The sequence below is a fragment of the Streptomyces sp. NPDC046712 genome (genome assembly GCF_040645695.1).
Lineage (GTDB): Bacteria > Actinomycetota > Actinomycetes > Streptomycetales > Streptomycetaceae > Streptomyces.
The window spans coordinates 19957-37884 of the sequence record NZ_JBEYYW010000011.1 but is presented as its reverse complement, the minus strand read 5'-3'; the positions used below and the strand labels follow the sequence as shown (position 1 = coordinate 37884).

General features: G+C 71.1%; 14 protein-coding genes. 8 read left to right on the top strand and 6 right to left on the bottom strand.

Features of this window, described 5'->3' with window-relative positions:
* Window positions 1-89 precede the first annotated feature (89 nt).
* The 5 genes from ABZ939_RS16535 to ABZ939_RS16515 all read left to right on the top strand — a co-directional run bounded on the left by ABZ939_RS16535 (window position 90) and on the right by ABZ939_RS16515 (window position 5072).
* Window positions 90-842, top strand: a complete 753-nt coding sequence (locus tag ABZ939_RS16535; protein WP_361854691.1) for a GntR family transcriptional regulator — start codon at window positions 90-92, stop codon at window positions 840-842.
* A 286-nt stretch (window positions 843-1128) separates the two neighbouring features.
* Window positions 1129-1308: an SPOR domain-containing protein gene (locus ABZ939_RS16530; protein ID WP_361854688.1), complete on the top strand. Its 180-nt coding sequence runs from the start codon at window positions 1129-1131 to the stop codon at window positions 1306-1308.
* 32 nt (window positions 1309-1340) lie between these two features.
* Window positions 1341-1784 carry a (deoxy)nucleoside triphosphate pyrophosphohydrolase gene (locus tag ABZ939_RS16525; protein WP_361854685.1) on the top strand — a complete coding sequence of 148 codons (444 nt, stop codon included), beginning with the start codon at window positions 1341-1343 and terminating at the stop codon, window positions 1782-1784.
* 143 nt (window positions 1785-1927) lie between these two features.
* Window positions 1928-2347 (top strand): ATP-binding protein, encoded by a 420-nt coding sequence (locus ABZ939_RS16520; RefSeq protein ID WP_361854682.1) that lies wholly within the window; start codon window positions 1928-1930, stop codon window positions 2345-2347.
* Window positions 2348-2495: 148 nt separating this feature from the next.
* Window positions 2496-5072, top strand: coding sequence for a SpoIIE family protein phosphatase (locus ABZ939_RS16515; RefSeq protein ID WP_361854679.1), 2577 nt, complete (start codon window positions 2496-2498; stop codon window positions 5070-5072).
* A 65-nt stretch (window positions 5073-5137) separates the two neighbouring features.
* On the opposite strand, the gene ABZ939_RS16510 is transcribed toward ABZ939_RS16515, so the two are convergent.
* Window positions 5138-5845, bottom strand: a complete 708-nt coding sequence (locus ABZ939_RS16510) for a PspA/IM30 family protein (protein WP_361854676.1) — start codon at window positions 5843-5845, stop codon at window positions 5138-5140.
* A 44-nt stretch (window positions 5846-5889) separates the two neighbouring features.
* Window positions 5890-8028 (bottom strand): TPM domain-containing protein, encoded by a 2139-nt coding sequence (locus ABZ939_RS16505; RefSeq protein WP_361854673.1) that lies wholly within the window; start codon window positions 8026-8028, stop codon window positions 5890-5892.
* A 166-nt stretch (window positions 8029-8194) separates the two neighbouring features.
* Here ABZ939_RS16505 and ABZ939_RS16500 point away from each other — a divergent pair, with 166 nt between their 5' ends.
* Window positions 8195-9214 carry a hypothetical protein gene (locus tag ABZ939_RS16500; protein ID WP_361854670.1) on the top strand — a complete coding sequence of 340 codons (1020 nt, stop codon included), beginning with the start codon at window positions 8195-8197 and terminating at the stop codon, window positions 9212-9214.
* A 19-nt stretch (window positions 9215-9233) separates the two neighbouring features.
* Here ABZ939_RS16500 and ABZ939_RS16495 read toward each other — a convergent pair whose 3' ends face one another.
* Genes ABZ939_RS16495 through ABZ939_RS16480 form a run of 4 tightly spaced genes read right to left on the bottom strand, consistent with a single transcriptional unit; the run spans window position 9234 to window position 12965 of the window.
* Window positions 9234-10004 carry a succinate dehydrogenase/fumarate reductase iron-sulfur subunit gene (locus ABZ939_RS16495; RefSeq protein ID WP_361854667.1) on the bottom strand — a complete coding sequence of 257 codons (771 nt, stop codon included), beginning with the start codon at window positions 10002-10004 and terminating at the stop codon, window positions 9234-9236.
* On the bottom strand, window positions 10001-11887 hold the full coding sequence (locus ABZ939_RS16490) for a fumarate reductase/succinate dehydrogenase flavoprotein subunit (RefSeq protein WP_361854664.1): 1887 nt from the start codon (window positions 11885-11887) through the stop codon (window positions 10001-10003). The genes ABZ939_RS16495 and ABZ939_RS16490 overlap by 4 nt, the downstream gene beginning before the upstream one ends.
* A 1-nt stretch (window position 11888) precedes the next feature.
* Window positions 11889-12728: a hypothetical protein gene (locus tag ABZ939_RS16485; RefSeq protein WP_361854661.1), complete on the bottom strand. Its 840-nt coding sequence runs from the start codon at window positions 12726-12728 to the stop codon at window positions 11889-11891.
* Window positions 12729-12737: 9 nt separating this feature from the next.
* Complete coding sequence (locus ABZ939_RS16480; protein WP_361854658.1) at window positions 12738-12965, bottom strand: hypothetical protein; 228 nt, start codon at window positions 12963-12965, stop codon at window positions 12738-12740.
* 261 nt (window positions 12966-13226) lie between these two features.
* On the opposite strand from ABZ939_RS16480, the gene ABZ939_RS16475 reads away from it, so the two are divergent.
* Both ABZ939_RS16475 and typA read left to right on the top strand, forming a co-directional pair.
* Window positions 13227-15695, top strand: a complete 2469-nt coding sequence (locus ABZ939_RS16475; RefSeq protein ID WP_361854655.1) for an ABC transporter substrate-binding protein — start codon at window positions 13227-13229, stop codon at window positions 15693-15695.
* 302 nt (window positions 15696-15997) lie between these two features.
* Entirely contained in the window at window positions 15998-17899 is a 1902-nt protein-coding gene (typA, locus tag ABZ939_RS16470) for a translational GTPase TypA (protein WP_361854653.1), read from the top strand.
* Window positions 17900-17928: the final 29 nt, after the last annotated feature.

Here is a 17928-nt window from a genome sequence, read left to right as displayed (position 1 = left end):
CACTTCGGGTGAAACCTTGGCCCATGCTTGCGGGTGGACACCGAGGGTTGTCACTCTGTAGCTGTCCGTCAACCTGAGGGGAGTGTCCAGTGACGTTCGGTGAGCAGCCCGCCTATCTGCGTGTGGCGAGCGATCTCCGGGAGAAGATCGCCAACGGCTCGCTGCCGCCGCATACCCGACTCCCCTCGCAGGCGCGCATCCGCGAGGAGTACGGGGTCTCGGACACCGTGGCCCTGGAGGCCCGCAAGGTGCTCATGGCCGAGGGGCTCGTCGAGGGCCGCTCCGGCTCGGGGACGTATGTACGGGAGCGGCCGGTGCCACGCCGGATCGCCCGCTCCGGTTACCGGCCGCCGACAGGAGCCAACCCGTTCCGGCAGGAGCAGGCGGCCGAGGGTGCGCGGGGCACCTGGGAATCCAGCAGCGAGCAGGAGCAGGCGAGCGCGGTCGTGGCCGCCCGACTCGGTATCGAGCCGGGGGAGCGGGTGATGCGCACCCGGTACGTGTACCGGGACGCCGGTGAGCCGATGATGCTCTCCACCTCCTGGGAGCCTCTCGCGGTGACCGGCCGGACGCCCGTGATGCTCCCCGAGGAGGGGCCGCTGGGCGGTTGCGGGGTCGTCGAGCGGATGGCGGCGATCGACGTGGTGGTCGACAACGTGGTGGAGGAGGTCGGCGCGCGTCCGGGGCTTGCGGAGGAGCTCCTGGCGCTCGGCGGTGTGCCGGGCCATGTCGTGATGGTGGTCGAGCGGACTTACTACGCCTCGGGGCGGGCGGTGGAGACGGCCGACGTCGTCGTCCCGGCCGACCGCTACCGGATCGCGTACCACCTCCCGGTGCGGTGACCGGGGGAGCGTTGACCGGGGGGAGGGGCGCCCCAGTCCGTCCGTGGGCCGTGATCGGAAGTTGACGGAAGATCAGATTCCGTAGGTGAGGGGCAATCGCGGGCCGCCCGAGGCGGCCCCCGGGGCCCGATCTTCGGCCGCCCTCCGTCGGTTCCCGGCCGGATCCGTACCTCTTTGTGAAAACCCGTATCCGCTGTGTAAAGGTCAGGCGTAAGGTCGGGCATATGCGGATTGCCATTTCAGGGAGATCCTTAGAGACGACCGGACCGGCGGAGGGAGAAGCCCGATGACCGACAGTGGCCCTGTCCTGTCCTGGCTGGTCATACGGCAGGACGACAACGGCAACCGCTATCGCGTCGGGCGGTACGCAACGCAGGACGAGGCGCAGAAGGTCGCCGACAGCCTCGACGATCGTGGACACAAGCAGCTCTACTGGGTTGAACGCATCGGCCAGCCCGCGGTCTGACCCCCGCGGCACGACCGCCTAAGCTCCGGACCATGACAGATCGCCGTGCCGACCACGTGGCCGACCACGTGGTCGTGGTCGCCGGAGCCGTGTACGACCGGGGGCGTCTGCTGGCCGCGCGCCGCAGCGCCCCCGCCGAGCTCGCGGGCCGTTGGGAGCTGCCCGGCGGCAAGCTGGAGCCGGGGGAGAGCCCCGAAGAAGCCCTGGTCCGGGAGTTGCGCGAGGAACTCGGCGTGGAGACCGAGCCCGGGGAGCGCATCCCCGGTGAGTGGCCGCTGAAGCCCGGTTATGTCCTCCAGGTGTGGACCGTCCGGCTGCTCTCCGGCGAACCGCGCCCGCTGGAGGATCACGACGAGCTGCGCTGGCTGGCCCGCCACGAGCTGAACTCCGTCGACTGGCTCGACCAGGACCGGCCCGCCGTCGCCGAGGCCGGACGGCGGCTGCCGGCCGTCCCCGCGGACGGAGTGCACGGCTGAGGCCCTACGCCGTTCGTGCCACCATGCGCCCACTGGTCCATTCCCCGCGATATCTCGTCCTGAATATCGGGTATGTGCTGATTAACCCCCCGAAATAGGACGCGGGCCTTCCTTCTGGTGATGGGCTGGGGAAGTGATCAGGCGTGATCGACACCGAAGGCGACTGCGCCGAGTGGAACTTCCCGGCGGAGGCCAATGCCGTGCGCACCGCGCGTCACGCGGTGCGCGACACACTCCGAGCCTGGCGGATCGACCCGGCGGTGGGTGACGTCACCGTCCTGCTGGTGAGCGAGCTGGTGACCAATTCCCTGCGCTACGCCTCCGGCCCGATCGGCGTCCGGATCGTCCACCTCCAGCCGGACGGGGGCGACACCGCCCACCACCCCGCCCTTCTCGTGGAAGTCTCCGATCCGCTTCCGGATCCGCCCACCGAGCGCCCCGCCGGCCCCGATGACGAGGGCGGTCGCGGGCTGCAGCTCGTGGCTTGTTCTGCCCGTCGCTGGGGGACCCGCAAAGGCAGGACGGGCAAGACAGTGTGGTTCGAGCTTGCCCTGCCGGGTTAGAAGACGGGGAGGGACAACGATCAACGGGGGCTCGGCCGGAAATGAACGAGACCAGCCTGTGATCGTGAACGTCGTGCCGTCGGGGGCCGTAGTGCTGAATACTGCGGGCATGGCCGGTCCGGTGCGGTGAGCTGGAGGGGACGGTCGCGTGAGCGAGATACCTGAGACGGCGAGCGGCGTCGTGTGGCAGAGCAGCCCGCCCGGCTCGATCTATGACTACATCCGGGTCGCCTCCTTCTCGATAGGGCCCGACGGGCTCGTCGACCAGTGGAGCCGCCGGGCCGTCGACCTCTTCGGCGTGCCCGCCCAAGAGGCGATGGGCAAGGACCCCGTCGAGGCGTTCATGCCGCCCGACCTGCGAGAGCGTGGTCGGCGCCGCGTCGCGGAGATCCTCGACGGCAAGGAATGGACGGGCCTCGTCCCCTTCCGTATACCGGGGCAGAGCCGCCCCGACGGAATCGCCGAGATGTACGTCATGCCGAGCGAGACGCCGTCGGGGGAGCGGGCCGCGCTGTGCATCGTGGTCGATGTGCGGGCCCTGCGGCACATCGAGACCGACCTCGCCGCCTCGCAGGCCATTTTCGGCCAATCGCCCTTCGGTTTTCTCCTCTTCGACACCGACCTCACGGTGAAGCGCGCCAACCAGCGCTTCGCCGCCGTCTTCGGCGGGTCGGCCGACGACCACCGGGGCCGTACCGTCCACGACTACCTCTCGCGACCCGAGGCGGAGCGGATGACCGCCGCGCTCCAGCGGGTCCTGGAGACCGGCGAGTCCGTCACCGAACTCCAGATCGTCGGAGCGCCCCCGGGTTCCAGCGACCGGCGGCACTGGTCGATCAACCTCTACCGCGTGCACGGCGGCTCCGGACGCCCCGTCGGCGTCGCCGGCCTCGGCATCGACGTGACCCGCCGCCACAACGCCGCCCGCGAGGCGGCGAACGCCCGGCGCAACCTGGCCCTCCTCAACGAGGCCGGTGCCCGCATCGGCAACTCCCTCGACCTGGAGGCAACCGCCCGCGAACTGCTCGACGTCGCCGTCCCCGGCTTCTGCGATCTCGCCTCCGTCGACCTCTACCAGGGCCTGCTGACCGGCGACGAGGCCCCGCCCGGACGGTGGGGCAACTCCCACGACGTGGGCTATGGGGCGGGCAGCGCCGAACTGCGCCGGGTCGCCTTCGCCAGCGCCGTCTCGGACACCCCGCTGAGGACTCCCGGTACGACCGAAGGCGGCGGGGCGGACGACTGTTGCGGCACCGGACCCGTCGAGGTCGGCTCCGTCCACCGCTACCCCTTCAACTCGCCCTGCGCCGGAGCCCTGCGCACCGGACGGGTGAGAACGGTGCCGGGCAGCGACGGCAGCCTCGTCCACTCCACCCTGGTCGTGCCGATGGTCGCCCACGACACCGTCGTGGGCCTCGTGCAGTTCTCCCGCGCCAAGGGCAGCGAGCCCTTCGGCGAGCGGGACCGGGCGCTCGCCGTCGAACTGGCCGCCCGCGCGGCGGTCTGCATCGACAACGCCCGCCTCTACCGCCGCGAGCACGAGCGGGCCCTGATCCTGCAGCGCAGCCTGCTCCCGCCCGGCGACCCCGAGGCCGCCGGCCTGGACATCGCCTGCCGCTACCTCCCGGGCACCACGGCCACCGAGGTCGGCGGCGACTGGTTCGACGTGATCGAACTCCCCGGCCACCGCACCGCGCTGGTCATCGGGGACGTCATGGGCCGCGGCCTGCGCGCCGCCGTCGCCATGGGCGAACTGCGCACCGCCGTCCGTACGCTGGCCCAGCTCGACCTCGAACCCGCCGAGGTCCTCTCCCATCTCGACGAGATCGCCCGCGGCCTCGGCGCCCCCGCCGGAGCCCAGCAGAGCGCACGCGCCCACAAGGCCCGCGGACCCGAACTCTCCGAGGTCTACCTCGCCACCTGCGTCTACGCCGTCTACGACCCCGTCACCCGGCGCTGCACCTTCGCCAATGCCGGCCATCTGCCGCCGGTCCTCGTCGAGCCCGGCGAGAAGGCCCTGCTGCTCGACGTGCCCCCGGGGATGCCGCTCGGCGTCGGCGGCGAGCCCTTCGAGGAGGTGGAGGTCGAACTTCCCGAGGGTTCGCTCCTCGCCCTCTACACGGATGGACTCGTCGAGTCCCGCGACCATCCCCTCGACGAGGGTCTCAGCGCCTTCCGCAGCGCGCTCACCGACGCGTCCCGCCCCCTCGAGGATGTCTGCGACGGCGTCCTGACCACCCTCGACACCGGGCACGGCGAGGACGACATCGCCCTCCTCATGGCCCGTATCCAGGGTCTGCCGTGCGACGCGGTGGGGGACTGGCGGCTGCCGCGAGAACCCCGCTCGGTCGGCCGGGCCCGTGAACTGGCCCGGGCCCAGCTCACCGCCTGGGAGCTCGAACCGCTGGTGGACACCGTCGAACTGCTCGTCAGCGAGCTGGTCACCAACGCCCTGCGCTACGGCGAGGGCGAGATCCGGCTGCGGCTGCTGCGCGACCGCACCCTGGTCTGCGAGGTCTGGGACGCCGGCCTGGTCCAGCCGAGGCGTCGCCGGGCCCGGGACACCGACGAGGGCGGGCGCGGACTCCAGCTGGTCGGACTCCTCAGCGCCGCCTGGGGCTCGCGCCGCACCCCTAGGGGCAAAACCGTCTGGTTCGAACTGCCCCTGCCGGACGGCGACGATGCCGCGGAGCCGACCGTGGAGCAGCTCCTGAGCATGTTCTGACCAGCGCCGCAGCACCTCGCGGGTCCGGGCGATCAGCGCCAGGGCACGGGCCCGCGGAACAGGTCCTAGCCCTTGAGCGCCGCGAGCCGGGCCTCGATCTCCGCGGTGTCGCCGAGGGCGTCCAGCTGCTCGAACTGGGAGTCCAGCGAGGAGGCGGCCAGCTCCTGCTTGCCCATCGCCTTCGCCTCCTCGCGCCGCACCTTGTCCTCGAACCGGCTCAGCTCGCTCGTCGGGTCCAGGACGTCGATGTTCTTCACCGCGTCCATCATCCGGTTCTGCGCCTGCACGGACGTGGCCCGCGCCACCAGCTCGTCCCGCTTCGCCCGCAGCTCGTTCAGCTTGGTCCTCATCCGGTCCAGGCCGCTCTTGAGCTTCTCCACCACCTCGGTCTGCGAGGCGATCGTCGGCTCGACCGTCTTCGCCTCCTTCTCCGACTGGAGCTGGCGTCCCAGCGCCACCTTCGCCAGGTTGTCGAACCTGTCCGCTTCCGCCGTCTGTCCGCCCGCCCGCAGCCCGTCCGCCTTCCTGCTCGCGGCCAGGGCCTTCTCGCCCCACTCCCTCGCCGCGTCGACGTCCTCCTGGTGGTCCTGCTCCATCAACCGCAGGTTGCCGATCGTCGCCGCCACCGCCTCCTCCGCCTCCGCGATGTTGCCGGTGTAGTCGCGGATCAGCTGGTCCAGCATCTTCTGCGGGTCCTCGGCCTGGTCCAGCAGGGCGTTGATGTTCGCTTTCGCCAGTTGGGCGACGCGGCCGAGGACGGTCTGCTTGGTCATGCCTGGTCTCCTTGAACGCGATGAGCGAGCCATGGTCGACATGGTCAGAACCGGCCGCCGCCGCCCAGCCGGCCGCGGGTCCCCCCGCCGCCGAAGCGGCCGGGCCCGCCGCCGAAACCTCCGCCCCCGAAACCACCACCGAAACCCCCTCCGCCGCTTCCGGATCCCCTTCCGGAACCTCCGCCGAACAGTCCGCCGAGAATGATGCCGCCGAGCACCGCACCGCCGAGCCCGCCGCCGCCACCTCCTAGCTCTGATACACCGCCCAGGCCGTTCGGGTTCCCATACGTGCGGACGTCCTGCTCCGCGAGGTCCTGCGCCCGCCGGGCGAGCGCACCCGCCTGCTGGGCCTCGGCGAGGGCCGCCTGCGGATCCTCGGCGGCCGTGAGCGCACCGGCCTTCTCCAGCCGGCGCTCGGCCTCGGCCAGTCGCGTACGGGCCTCGGCCCCGACCGCCCCGCGATGCGTCGTGATGTAGTCGGCCGCCGCCCCGATCGCCGAACGGGCGGTCAGCATCGTCTGATCGAGGAGCGCGCGGGCGCGCCGCGTGCCGGACTCGCGCTCCCGGGCGCCCTCCAGCGCCTCGTCGAGCGCCGTGTCGGCCTGCTCGATGCGGCGCAGCACGTCGATCGGGTCGTAGCGGCCCGCCTCCACCGTCCGCCGTACATCGGCGACGACGGACTCCGCCCGTGCGATGCGCCCTTGGAGGTCGGCGGTCGAGACCTCCTCGGCCGTGCCCCCGAGCAGACCATGGGCGTCGGCGAGGTCGGCCTCGGTCTCGGCGAGGGCGACCGGCAGTCTGCCCACGGCCTCCGCGAGTTCCTGTGCCCGCCGGTCCACGGCCTCGCTGAGCCGCGCCGCCTGGTCGAGGGCTCCCTCGGCGGCCCGGATGTGCACGGCGGCGACGCCGTTGTCACCCGCGTCGACCGCCTGCCGGGCCTGGTCCAGGTTGGTGGTCGCGAACACCAGCCGGTCCTTGGCCTGCTCGACATCGCTCGCGACGGGGGAGGCCGCCGACTCGGCGTACCGCTCGCGCATCGCGGTCAGCGCCGCCTCCGCCGTACCGACCCGCCCGGTCTGCTCGTGGAACGCGGCCTCCGCGCCGGCCAGCGCCTCGGGGGCGTTGCGCTCCAGGGCCCGCAGCCGGTCGAAGTCCTCGGACTCCGCGTCGAGGCGGGTGTTCGCCTCGTCGCAGCGTCCGATGATCTCGTCGAGCATCGACCGCCGGGTCGCGTCGTCCTCGGGAAAGGCGTCGTCGAGCTTCTGCCGCAGCCGGAACGCGGCCGTCAGTTCCTGCTTCGCGAAGGCCAGCGCCTCGGTGAACGGCTTCACCGCCTCGTCGCCGAACTGGGCGCTCGCGAATCCGAGTTCCTCCTGGCTCGTGCGGACGGCGTCGTCGGTGGCCACCAGCGCCTGCCGGGCCTGTCCGTCCAACTGGTCCAGCGGGAGCTGCGCGGGTTCCTTCGGCGCGCCCCAGCCCGGCCCGGCCTGCGGCTTCGTGCCGCTCCCCGCCCCCGCGCCCGCCCCAGCGCCCGGCCCCGCGCCCGCCCCGGTCGGCCGGCGGCGCTTGCTCCAGGCGTACGCGGCGACGGCTCCCGCCCCGCCGATGAGGACCACCGGAAGAACCAGGTCCGTCCCCGAGGTGCCTTCGTCCACCGCGCCGCCGGGGTCGACGGCGCCCGGTGTGAGGGTGGGCGTGGGCACGGGCTGTCCGGCGAGCAGGGCGCCCAAGCCGTTCGCCGCGCCGATCGCGGCTCCGGCCCAGTCGTTCTGTCGCAGCGCGGGCTCGATCGCGGTCTGCGCCACGTCGTCGAGCTGTGCCTGGGTGAAGCGGGAGGCGGGGTCCGCCGAGTAGCCGTACTGCCGGTCGTGGGTGGCAACCGAGAGCAGGACGTCGTTGATGCCGAGACCGTTGCGGTAGGCCGTCGCGTCGGCCCAGCTCTGGCCCGAGCGCCCTGAGAAGTCCCGTACGTAGACGACGAAGAGCTGGATCCGCCGGTCGTCGTAGAGCTGGTCCAGGGCCTGGGTGACCGCGCTGCGACGGTCGCCGAGCGCCCCCACGTTGTCGGTGATCTGCCCCTCCCGGGCCAGGACGACGGGGTCTTCGGCGCGGGCGTCGTGCACGGCGGGCACGACCAGCCACCACGCCGCCACCAGCACCGCAAGGAGGATTCGGGTGGCCATTCGCGTCACATGGGGAGGTTATGTCCCGATCTGGGCACCCGCGACCGGGCTCCAGACCGGGCTCCACATCTGCGACGGGTCGGAAACCGTTCCTCTGCCCCGAGCGTCACTGTCGGTAGCCACCTCTAGGGTGGTGATCACGACGTCGACGATCTCGGGAGCTCAGGTGAACGGACGCGTACGCGGCTGGTGGCGGCGGGGGCGGTGGGTCGTCCTCGGCCTCGTCCTGCTCCTGGTGCTGCCGACGACCGGCAGCGCGCTCGCCCTGCGGATCAACTACGCGGGCGACCTCCGCGAAGGGACGCAGTCCCGCGGCAAGGACGCCATCTGGCTCGGCCACGCCTGGGTGGACGGACGGAAGAAGGATGCCGACCTCGCGGCGTTCGCCGAGCGGATCAAGGGGACGGGCATACGCGACCTCTACGTCCACGCCGGCCCGCTGGAGCACGACGGCACCCTGCCCGCGGCCCGCTACCCCCGCGCGAAGTGGATGATCGAGAGCGTCCACCGGACGATGCCCGGCATACGGGTGCACGCCTGGCTGGGTGACGTTCTGGCCACCGAGGGCCCCGACGGACTGCGCCTGGAGAACGCGGCCTCCCGCGCGGCCGTGGTGGGATCGGCCCGGCAGATCCTCGACGCCGGTTTCGACGGGGTCCACTTCGACCTGGAGCCCCTGCTGTCGGACGACGCGAACTACCTGTCCCTGCTCGACGACCTGGGCGAGCTGACCAGGGCGCGCAAGGCCCCGCTCTCCGTCGCCGCCCACCAGATCGACCCGCTGCCCGCCCTGCACTCGGTGAACGGCGCCGTCAGCGGCAGCGAGAAGTGGTGGTCGCAGGAGTTCTTCGGACAGGTCGCCCGCCGCGTCGACCAGATCGCCGTCATGTCGTACGACACCTGGATGCCGCTGGAGAGCCTGTACGGCGGCTATGTCGCCCAGCAGACCAGCCTCGCCCTCGAGGTCACGCCCGAGGACACCGACCTGCTCATGGGTCTGCCGTTCTTCCACGAGGACGACCTCGGTCACCACGACTCGGCGGAGACGGTCGCGGCCGCGATCCGCGGCACCCGGCTCGGCCTGGGGCGCACGGACCACGACCGCGAACGGTTCGGCGTCGCGCTCTACGTCGACTTCGCCGCGAAGGAGGAGGACTGGAAGTCCTACCGCGAGGACTGGCACTGACCCCTGCGGTGGCCGGGTCCTACTCCCCGCGCCTGCGGATCTTGTTCCCCAGCCACACCAGCGGGTCGTACTTGCGGTCCACGGCCCGCTCCTTCAGCGGGATCAGCGCGTTGTCGGTGATCTTGATGTTCTCCGGGCACACCTCCGTACAGCACTTCGTGATGTTGCAGTACCCGAGGCCGTGGTCCTCCTGGGCGGACCGCTTCCGGTCGAGGCCCGTCTCCGCCGCGGCGTCCAGCGGGTGCATGTCCAGCTCCGCCACCCGCATCAGGAAGCGCGGACCGGCGAACGCCGTCTTGTTCTCCTCGTGGTCCCGCACCGCATGGCAGGTGTCCTGGCACAGGAAGCACTCGATGCACTTGCGGAACTCCTGCGAGCGCTCCACGTCCATCTGCCGCATCCGGTACTCGCCCGGCGCGAGCCCCTCCGGGGGCACGAAGGCCGGCACCTCACGCGCCTTGGCGTAGTTGAACGACACGTCCGTCACCAGGTCGCGTACGACCGGGAACGCCCGCATCGGGGTCACCGTGATGGTCTCCGACCGCTCGAAGGTCGACATCCGGGTCATGCACATCAGTCGCGGCCGGCCGTTGATCTCGGCCGAGCACGAACCGCACTTGCCCGCCTTGCAGTTCCAGCGCACAGCGAGATCCGGAGCCTGTGTGGCCTGCAACCGGTGGATGATGTCGAGGACCACCTCGCCGTCGTTCACCTCGACCGTGAAGTCCGTCAGGTCCCCGCCGTCGGTGTCGCCCCGCCACACCCTGAAGCGCGCGTCATAGGTACTCACTGGTACAGCTCCTCCTCGGCGAGGTACTTGGCCAGTTCCTCCTTCTCGAACAGCGCGAGCAGGTCCGAACGGATCGCCTCCGTGCGGGTCCGCTCCAGCTCGATCCCGCCGTCCTCCGCCGGGTGGCAGAGCAGGTTCACCGGACGCCACGCCCGGTCCATCGACGGGTAGTCCTCCCGCGTGTGCCCGCCCCGGCTCTCGGTCCGCTCCAGCGCCGCCCGGGCCACGCACTCGCTCACGAGCAGCATGTTCCGCAGGTCGAGCGCGAGGTGCCAGCCGGGATTGAACTGCCGATGCCCCTCGACCCCGGCCCGCCGCGCCCGGACCCGCAGCTCGGCGATGCGCTCCAGGGCCTCGGCCATCTCACCCTCGCGCCGGATGATGCCGACGAGGTCGTTCATCGTCTGCTGGAGCTCCTGGTGGAGGGTGTACGGATTCTCCGCGGACGCCTCCTCCGCCGCACCGAACGGCGCCAGCGCCTCCGCGGCCGCGGCCTCGATCCCCGCCTCCGCCACCACCGGACGGCCGGCGGCGCTCGCGTACTCCGCCGCGTGCCACCCCGCCCGCCGCCCGAAGACGAGCAGGTCGGAGAGCGAGTTGCCGCCGAGACGGTTGGAGCCGTGCATCCCGCCTGCGACCTCACCGGCGGCGAAGAGCCCCGGGACCCCCAGCGTCGCCGCCGAGTCCGAGTCGACCGCGATGCCGCCCATCACGTAGTGGCAGGTCGGCCCGACCTCCATCGCCTCCGCCGTGATGTCGACGTCCGCCAGCTCCTTGAACTGGTGGTACATCGACGGAAGCCGCCGCCTGATCACCTCGGCCGGCATCCGCGTCGACACGTCCAGGAACACCCCGCCGTGGGGCGATCCCCGCCCCGCCTTCACCTCGGCGTTGATGGCCCGCGCCACCTCGTCGCGCGGCAGCAGTTCGGGCGGGCGCCGGTTGTTGTCAGGGTCCTCGTACCAGCGGTCGCCCTCCTCCTCCGTCTGCGCGTACTTCTCCTTGAAGACGTCGGGGACGTAGTCGAACATGAACCGCTTGCCGTCGGAGTTGCGCAGCACACCCCCGTCCCCGCGCACGGACTCCGTGACCAGGATCCCCTTCACGGACGGGGGCCAGACCATGCCGGTGGGGTGGAACTGGACGAACTCCATGTTCACCAGCGGCGCGCCCGCGAGCAGCGCGAGCGCGTGCCCGTCGCCGGTGTACTCCCACGAGTTGGAGGTCACCTTGAAGGACTTGCCGATGCCGCCGGTGGCCAGGACCACGGCCGGCGCCTCCATGACGAAGAAGCGCCCGGTCTCCCGCTCGTAGCAGAAGACCCCGCTGACCCGCCCGGCCTCGTCCTTGAGGATCCGGGTGACCGTGCACTCCTGGAAGACCTTCAGCCGCGACTCGTACGACCCGCTCTGCCGGAAGTCCTCCTGCTGGAGCGCGACGGTCTTCTGCTGGAGCGTGCGGATCAGCTCCAGGCCCGTCCGGTCGCCGACGTGCGCGAGCCTCGGGTACTCGTGTCCGCCGAAGTTGCGCTGGGAGATCCGGCCGTCCGGCGTCCGGTCGAAGAGGGCGCCCCAGGCCTCCAGCTCCCACACCCGCTCCGGAGCCTCGCGCGCGTGCAGCTCCGCCATCCGCCACTGGTTGAGGAACTTCCCGCCGCGCATGGTGTCGCGGAAGTGGACCCGCCAGTTGTCGTGGGCGTTGACGTTGGCCATGGACGCGGCGATGCCGCCCTCGGCCATCACCGTGTGGGCCTTGCCGAAGAGCGACTTGCAGATCACTGCCGTACGGGCGCCCCGCTCACGCGCCTCGATCGCGGCCCGCAGCCCGGCACCGCCCGCGCCGACCACGACCACGTCCCACTGCTGCCGTTCGACTTGAGCCATGTCAGAAGATCCTCGGGTCGTCGAAGGTGCCGGTCGCGAGCAGGTACACATACAGATCGCAGAGCGCGACCGAGACCAACGAGGCCCACGCGAGCAGCATGTGACGGGCGTTCAGCCGCCCGGCCAGGCTCCACATGCGGTAGCGCACCGGATGCCGGGAGAAGTGCCGCAGCCGCCCGCCGACGATGTGCCGGCAGGAGTGGCAGGACAGGGTGTACGCCCAGATCAGCACGGTGTTGACCAGGAAGATCACGGTTCCCAGGCCCGCGTGGCCCCATGCGTACGAGGCGTCCCGGAAGGTCAGGACGGTGTCGTACGTGAGGATCGCGGCGACCGGGAGCGCGGCGTAGAAGAAGTACCGGTGGAGGTTCTGCAGGATCAGCGGGAAACGGGTCTCACCGGTGTACGTGGCGTGCGGTTCGGCGACCGCGCAGGCCGGCGGAGAGGCCCAGAAGCCGCGGTAGTACGCCTTGCGGTAGTAGTAGCAGGTCAGCCGGAAGCCGAGCGGGAAGACCAGGATCAGCAGGGCGGGGGAGAGGCCCCACCAACTGCCGAAGATCTCCCAGTTGGGCCCGGCCTTCATCGGGACGCAGTTCTCCGCCAGACAGGGCGAGTAGAACGGCGAGACGTAGGGGGCGGCGTAGTAGTGGCTGTTGGCGAAGGCCCGCCAGGTGGAGTAGGCGATGAAGGCGAGCAGCCCGGCCGCGGTGGCGGCGGGCGCCAGCCACCAGCGGTCGGTCCGTAGATGGCGCGGGGCGATCGCCGCACGGGAGGGGGAGTGCACCCCGGTGGTGGCGGGCACTCCCCTTCCGGTGGAGGGCGGTTCGGTTCCTGTGGCCAAGAAGGTCTCCTAGGGCGCGTGCCGGTCGCGTGCTCCCAGGCCCTCGTCGTCCGAGTCCGTCCACAGCCCGCTGTCGTACGGGGTGTCGGGGATGGTCACGAGGTTCTCGGGTCGGCCCGGGACCGGTGGCGGGGGGCCGCCCCGCTCCGCCGCGATGCTGCGTTCCAGCTGTCCGACCGTCCGGACCAGGTCTTCGAGGCAGCGCTTGACGGCCGCCAAATCGTCCTGAAGGGACATGGGTTGCCCTCACTTCCGCGATTGCGGGTGGCGAACACGCGCCTGTGAGTGTCGCGCGTCACATCCCGCTTGTGAAGCCATGTGTACGGGATTCCACTCGTCCGGAGAGCCGCGCCGCCCGGCGGTTGGGCCGCACGGGTGGGGTTTGTCCGCCCTGCCGCCGTGTCGCCGACGCCCGATCCGCTCCTTCCTTTTCAGTGTATGAGCAATAGGTGTGATCATCGCCAAATGCCATAAAAACTGGACGAAGGGGTACAAGTCATGTCCCAGGTCGGCGCCCCTCGCGGGAGGACATGCTCCAGGAGCCCCCGCTCCCGCACGCTCCGCTCCGTCGCCACCGTCACCAGCGCGGTGCTCGCGATCTCGGTCCTGGCCGGTTGCAGCTCCGACGACGGAGCCGGCGAGACCCCGGCCGCCGCCCCCGACCACGCGCCCGCCGCACGCGACCGGGTGGCCGACGGAGGCACCCTGAACTGGGCCGTGGACGCGATGCCCAGCACCCTCAACACCTTCCAGGCGGACGCCGACGGCAGCACCTCGCGCATCGCCGGGGCCGTGCTCCCGGCCCTCTACACCCTCGACGAGCGCGGCCGGCCGCAGCGCAACCCGGACTACCTGGAGTCCGCGCAGGTGGTCGAGACGGAGCCGAAGCAGGTCGTCCTCTACAAGCTCAACCAGCAGGCGGTGTGGAACGACGGCCGGGAGATCGGCGCCCCCGACTTCGTCGCCCAGTGGCGGGCCCTGAGCGGCCGCGACAGCGCGTACTGGACCGCGCGCAACTCCGGCTACGAGCGGATCGAGAAGATCGAGCGCGGCAAGGACGATCTGGAGGTGCGGGTCACCTTCGGCAAGCCCTACGCCGACTGGAAGTCCCTCTTCACCCCTCTCTACCCGAAAGAGGTGATGGGGACCCCGGCCGCCTTCAACGACGGCGCGCGCACCACGCTGAAGTCGACCGCGGGCCCGTTCCAGCTCAAGACGGCCGACCGGGGGGCCGGCACCGTCACGCTCGTCCGCAACCCCCGCTGGTGGGGCCAGCGCGCCAAGCTCGACCAGCTCGTCCTGAAGGCCGTGCCCCGCGCCGACCGCCTCACCGCGCTGGCCGCCGGCAAGCTCGATCTGGCCGAAATCGATCCGGCCGCGGCGGACCGTATCGCGCTCGCGGCACGGGACGCCCGGGCCGGCCAGGGTGGCGGTCAGCCGGTCGCGCACGGCCCCGCCGCCGCGGTCACCCCCGCGGCGGCCCTGAAGTCCTGGGCGCCGGCGTACGGCTCCGGCGAGGAGAAGGCGGAGGCCGTCCAGGCCGCCCGGAAGAATAACCAGCAGGCCATCGAGCGGTACGCGGCGGAGCAGAACGGGCTCGGGAAGTTCGTGGTGCGCAAGTCGCTCGAGCCCGCGTACACACAGCTCTCGCTGAACGGCGAGAGCGGTCCGCTCGCCGACGAGCGGGTGCGCCGGGCGGTGGCCCGCGCGCTCGACCGCCGGGAACTGGCCGAATCCGTACTCAAGCCGCTGGGGCTGCCCGCCGACCCGCCCGGCAGCCACCTGGCCCTGGCCGGGCAGGCGGCGTACGCGGACAGCAGCGACGCGCTCGGCGGCCAGGACACCAAGGAGGCGCGGGCGCTGCTCGCGGACGCGGGCTGGGTGCCGGGCGGCGCGGCCAAGAAGCCGGGCGGGACGAAGGCCGGCGGCGAGGCGGAGAAGGCCGGGAAGGCCGAGAAGGCCGAGAAGGCGACGGCGGAGAACAAGGACACCGCCGAGAAGAAGGATGCCGCGGAGAAGAAGAGCGAGAAGCCGGGCGGCAAGAAGCCCGAGGCCGACGTCGCCTCCGACGACGGCCTCTACGTCGTCGGCGACGACAAGCCGGGCGGCATCGCCGCCCGCGAGGACGGCGAGGTGAGCGGGCCCGTGATCGGCGCCGCCGGCCCCGAGAACGGCACCCATGTCCTCGCCCCGGCCCCCGGCGCCGCCCTGCAGAGCATGGCGGTGCTCCGCCAGGCCGCCCTGCTCGACACCGCCGGCGCCCCCGCGGACACCGACGCCGGCACCACGACCGAGTCCAAGGCCCAGAACCCGGCCAAGCCCGACAGCGGCGCCGCGGGTGCCTACGCCCCGCGCGGCACCGCCGCCCCCGCCGGGCCGGCTGCCGCCGACCAGGCCCTGGGCAAGGACGGCAAGCCGCTCAGCCTCCGCTTCGTCCTGCCCTCGGGTCCGGGCTCGGAGTCGATCCGTACGGTCGGCGACAAGATCGTGCAGATGCTGGACGCCATCGGCATCCGTACCGAGGTCACCAAGGTCACCGACGACAGCTTCTTCAAGGACCACATCGCCTCCGGCAACTACGACCTGGCCCTCTACTCCTGGCCCGCGTCCGCCTTCCCGGCGACCGACGCCCGGCCGATCTTCGCCAAGCCCGAGCCGGCCTCGGACGGCTCCCTCCTGGTCGAGCAGAACTACGCCCGGGTCGGCACCGACCGCATCGACCAGCTCTTCGACCAGGCGGTGGCCACGCTCGACGAGGAGGAGGCCCGCGATCTGGTCCGCCAGGCCGACGCCCGGATCTGGGCCGCTGCCGGATCGATTCCTCTCTATCAGCGCCCGCAGCTGGTGGCGGCCAAGCCCGAGGTGGTGAACGCGGGTGCCTGGGGCTTCGTGGCCCCGCGCTACCAGGACATCGGGTTCAAGAAGCCCGAATCGGCCAAGGGTGCGGAGCGCAACACCGAGAAATAGCTGAAAGTGCAGGTCACAACCTCAGATGCAGCTCAAGTTCCTTGCCCGCCGGTGATCCCGGCGGGCAGGATCACGTCCGGCCCCTTGACCCGGCCGGTTCCGCACGCTCAGTGCTCCTCCTCACCCCAGTGCACCGCACCACCGAGGCCCCCCAAACCTCCTAGTAGACCCTCTCGAATCCGGGCGGGGAAGCCCCTTGCGCGGCGGCCCCGTACCATAGGACATAGCCGTGGCGCGTCCGCCCGGCGGGCGTAAGAGGAACTGACGCCGCATCCCACGATCCGAGAGAAGCGCAAGCACCCATGCCCACGCGCCACGACATCCGTAACGTCGCCATCGTCGCCCACGTCGACCATGGCAAGACGACCATCGTCGACGCCATGCTCAAGCAGGCCGGTGCCTTCGCCGCCCACCAGCAGCTCGACGACCGCATGATGGACTCGAACGACCTGGAGCGTGAGAAGGGCATCACGATCCTCGCCAAGAACACGGCGGTGAAGTATCACCCCAAGGACGGCGGGGCCCCGATCACGATCAACATCATCGACACCCCCGGTCACGCCGACTTCGGTGGCGAGGTCGAGCGCGGTCTGTCGATGGTCGACGCGGTCGTCCTGCTCGTCGACGCCTCCGAGGGCCCGCTGCCGCAGACGCGCTTCGTGCTTCGCAAGGCCCTCCAGGCCCGGATGCCCGTCATCCTCTGCATCAACAAGACGGACCGCCCGGACTCCCGGATCGACGAGGTCGTCAACGAGACCTACGACCTCTTCCTCGACCTGGACGCGGACGAGGACCAGATCGAGTTCCCGATCGTCTACGCCTGCGGCCGTGACGGCATCGCCTCGCTGACCAAGCCGCAGGACGGCACCGTCCCGGCCGACAGCGAGAACCTGGAGCCGTTCTTCTCCACCATCCTCGAGCACGTCCCGGCCCCGTCGTACGACGAGGACGCGCCGCTCCAGGCCCACGTCACCAACCTCGACGCCGACAACTTCCTCGGCCGTATCGCGCTGCTCCGTGTCGAGCAGGGCGAGCTGCGCAAGGGCCAGACGGTCGCGTGGATCAAGCGGGACGGCACGATCTCCAACGTCCGCATCACCGAGCTGATGATGACCGAGGCGCTCACCCGCAAGCCGGCCGAGGTCGCCGGCCCCGGTGACATCTGCGCCGTCGCCGGTATCCCCGACATCATGATCGGCGAGACCCTGGCCGACCCGGAGAACCCGATCGCGCTGCCGCTGATCACGGTCGACCAGCCGGCCATCTCCATGACGATCGGTACGAACACCTCGCCGCTCGTCGGCCGTGGTGGCACGGGCAAGGGCGCGGACGCCAAGTCCGCGGTGAAGGACCGCAAGGTCACCGCCCGCCAGGTGAAGGACCGCCTGGACCGCGAGCTCATCGGTAACGTCTCGCTCCGCGTCCTCGACACCGAGCGCCCGGACGCCTGGGAGGTCCAGGGCCGTGGTGAGCTCGCGCTCGCCATCCTGGTCGAGCAGATGCGCCGCGAGGGCTTCGAGCTGACCATCGGCAAGCCGCAGGTCGTCACCAAGGAGGTCGACGGCAAGATCCACGAGCCCGTCGAGCGTCTGACGGTGGACGTGCCCGAGGAGCACATGGGCGCGGTCACGCAGCTCATGGGTGTCCGCAAGGGCCGCATGGACAACATGTCCAACCACGGCTCCGGCTGGGTCCGCATGGAGTTCGTCGTTCCGTCCCGTGGCCTGATCGGCTTCCGTACGGAGTTCCTGACCAACACCCGCGGTACGGGTATCGCCCACTCGATCCACGAGGGTCACGAGCCGTGGTTCGGCACCCTGACGACCCGTAACAACGGTTCGCTGGTCGCCGACCGTGCGGGCGCGGTCACCGCCTTCGCGATGACCAACCTCCAGGAGCGCGGTGTCCTGTTCACCGACCCCGGCACCGAGGTGTACGAGGGCATGATCGTCGGCGAGAACTCGCGCTCCGACGACATGGACGTGAACATCACCAAGGAGAAGAAGCTCACCAACATGCGCTCCTCCTCGGCCGACTCCTTCGAGGCGATCGTCCCGCCGCGCAAGCTGTCCCTGGAGCAGTCCCTGGAGTTCTGCCGCGACGACGAGTGCGTCGAGGTGACCCCGGAGGCCGTGCGCATCCGGAAGGTCGTCCTGGACCAGAAGGAGCGCGGTCGCTCGGCCTCGCGCGCCAAGAACGGCTGACCTCTGTGAGTTTCGCCGCGTCGAACTGA

Excerpts from the sequence above, each read along its gene's own strand:
- ABZ939_RS16530 (WP_361854688.1), top strand. The coding sequence starts at position 1,129 with ATGACCGACAGTGGCCCTGTCCTGTCCTGGCTGGTCATACGGCAGGAC.
- ABZ939_RS16525 (WP_361854685.1), top strand. The coding sequence starts at position 1,341 with ATGACAGATCGCCGTGCCGACCACGTGGCCGACCACGTGGTCGTGGTC.
- ABZ939_RS16510 (WP_361854676.1), bottom strand. The coding sequence starts at position 5,845 with ATGACCAAGCAGACCGTCCTCGGCCGCGTCGCCCAACTGGCGAAAGCG.
- ABZ939_RS16505 (WP_361854673.1), bottom strand. The coding sequence starts at position 8,028 with ATGGCCACCCGAATCCTCCTTGCGGTGCTGGTGGCGGCGTGGTGGCTG.
- ABZ939_RS16490 (WP_361854664.1), bottom strand. The coding sequence starts at position 11,887 with ATGGCTCAAGTCGAACGGCAGCAGTGGGACGTGGTCGTGGTCGGCGCG.
- ABZ939_RS16480 (WP_361854658.1), bottom strand. The coding sequence starts at position 12,965 with ATGTCCCTTCAGGACGATTTGGCGGCCGTCAAGCGCTGCCTCGAAGAC.
- ABZ939_RS16475 (WP_361854655.1), top strand. The coding sequence starts at position 13,227 with ATGTCCCAGGTCGGCGCCCCTCGCGGGAGGACATGCTCCAGGAGCCCC.
- typA (WP_361854653.1), top strand. The coding sequence starts at position 15,998 with ATGCCCACGCGCCACGACATCCGTAACGTCGCCATCGTCGCCCACGTC.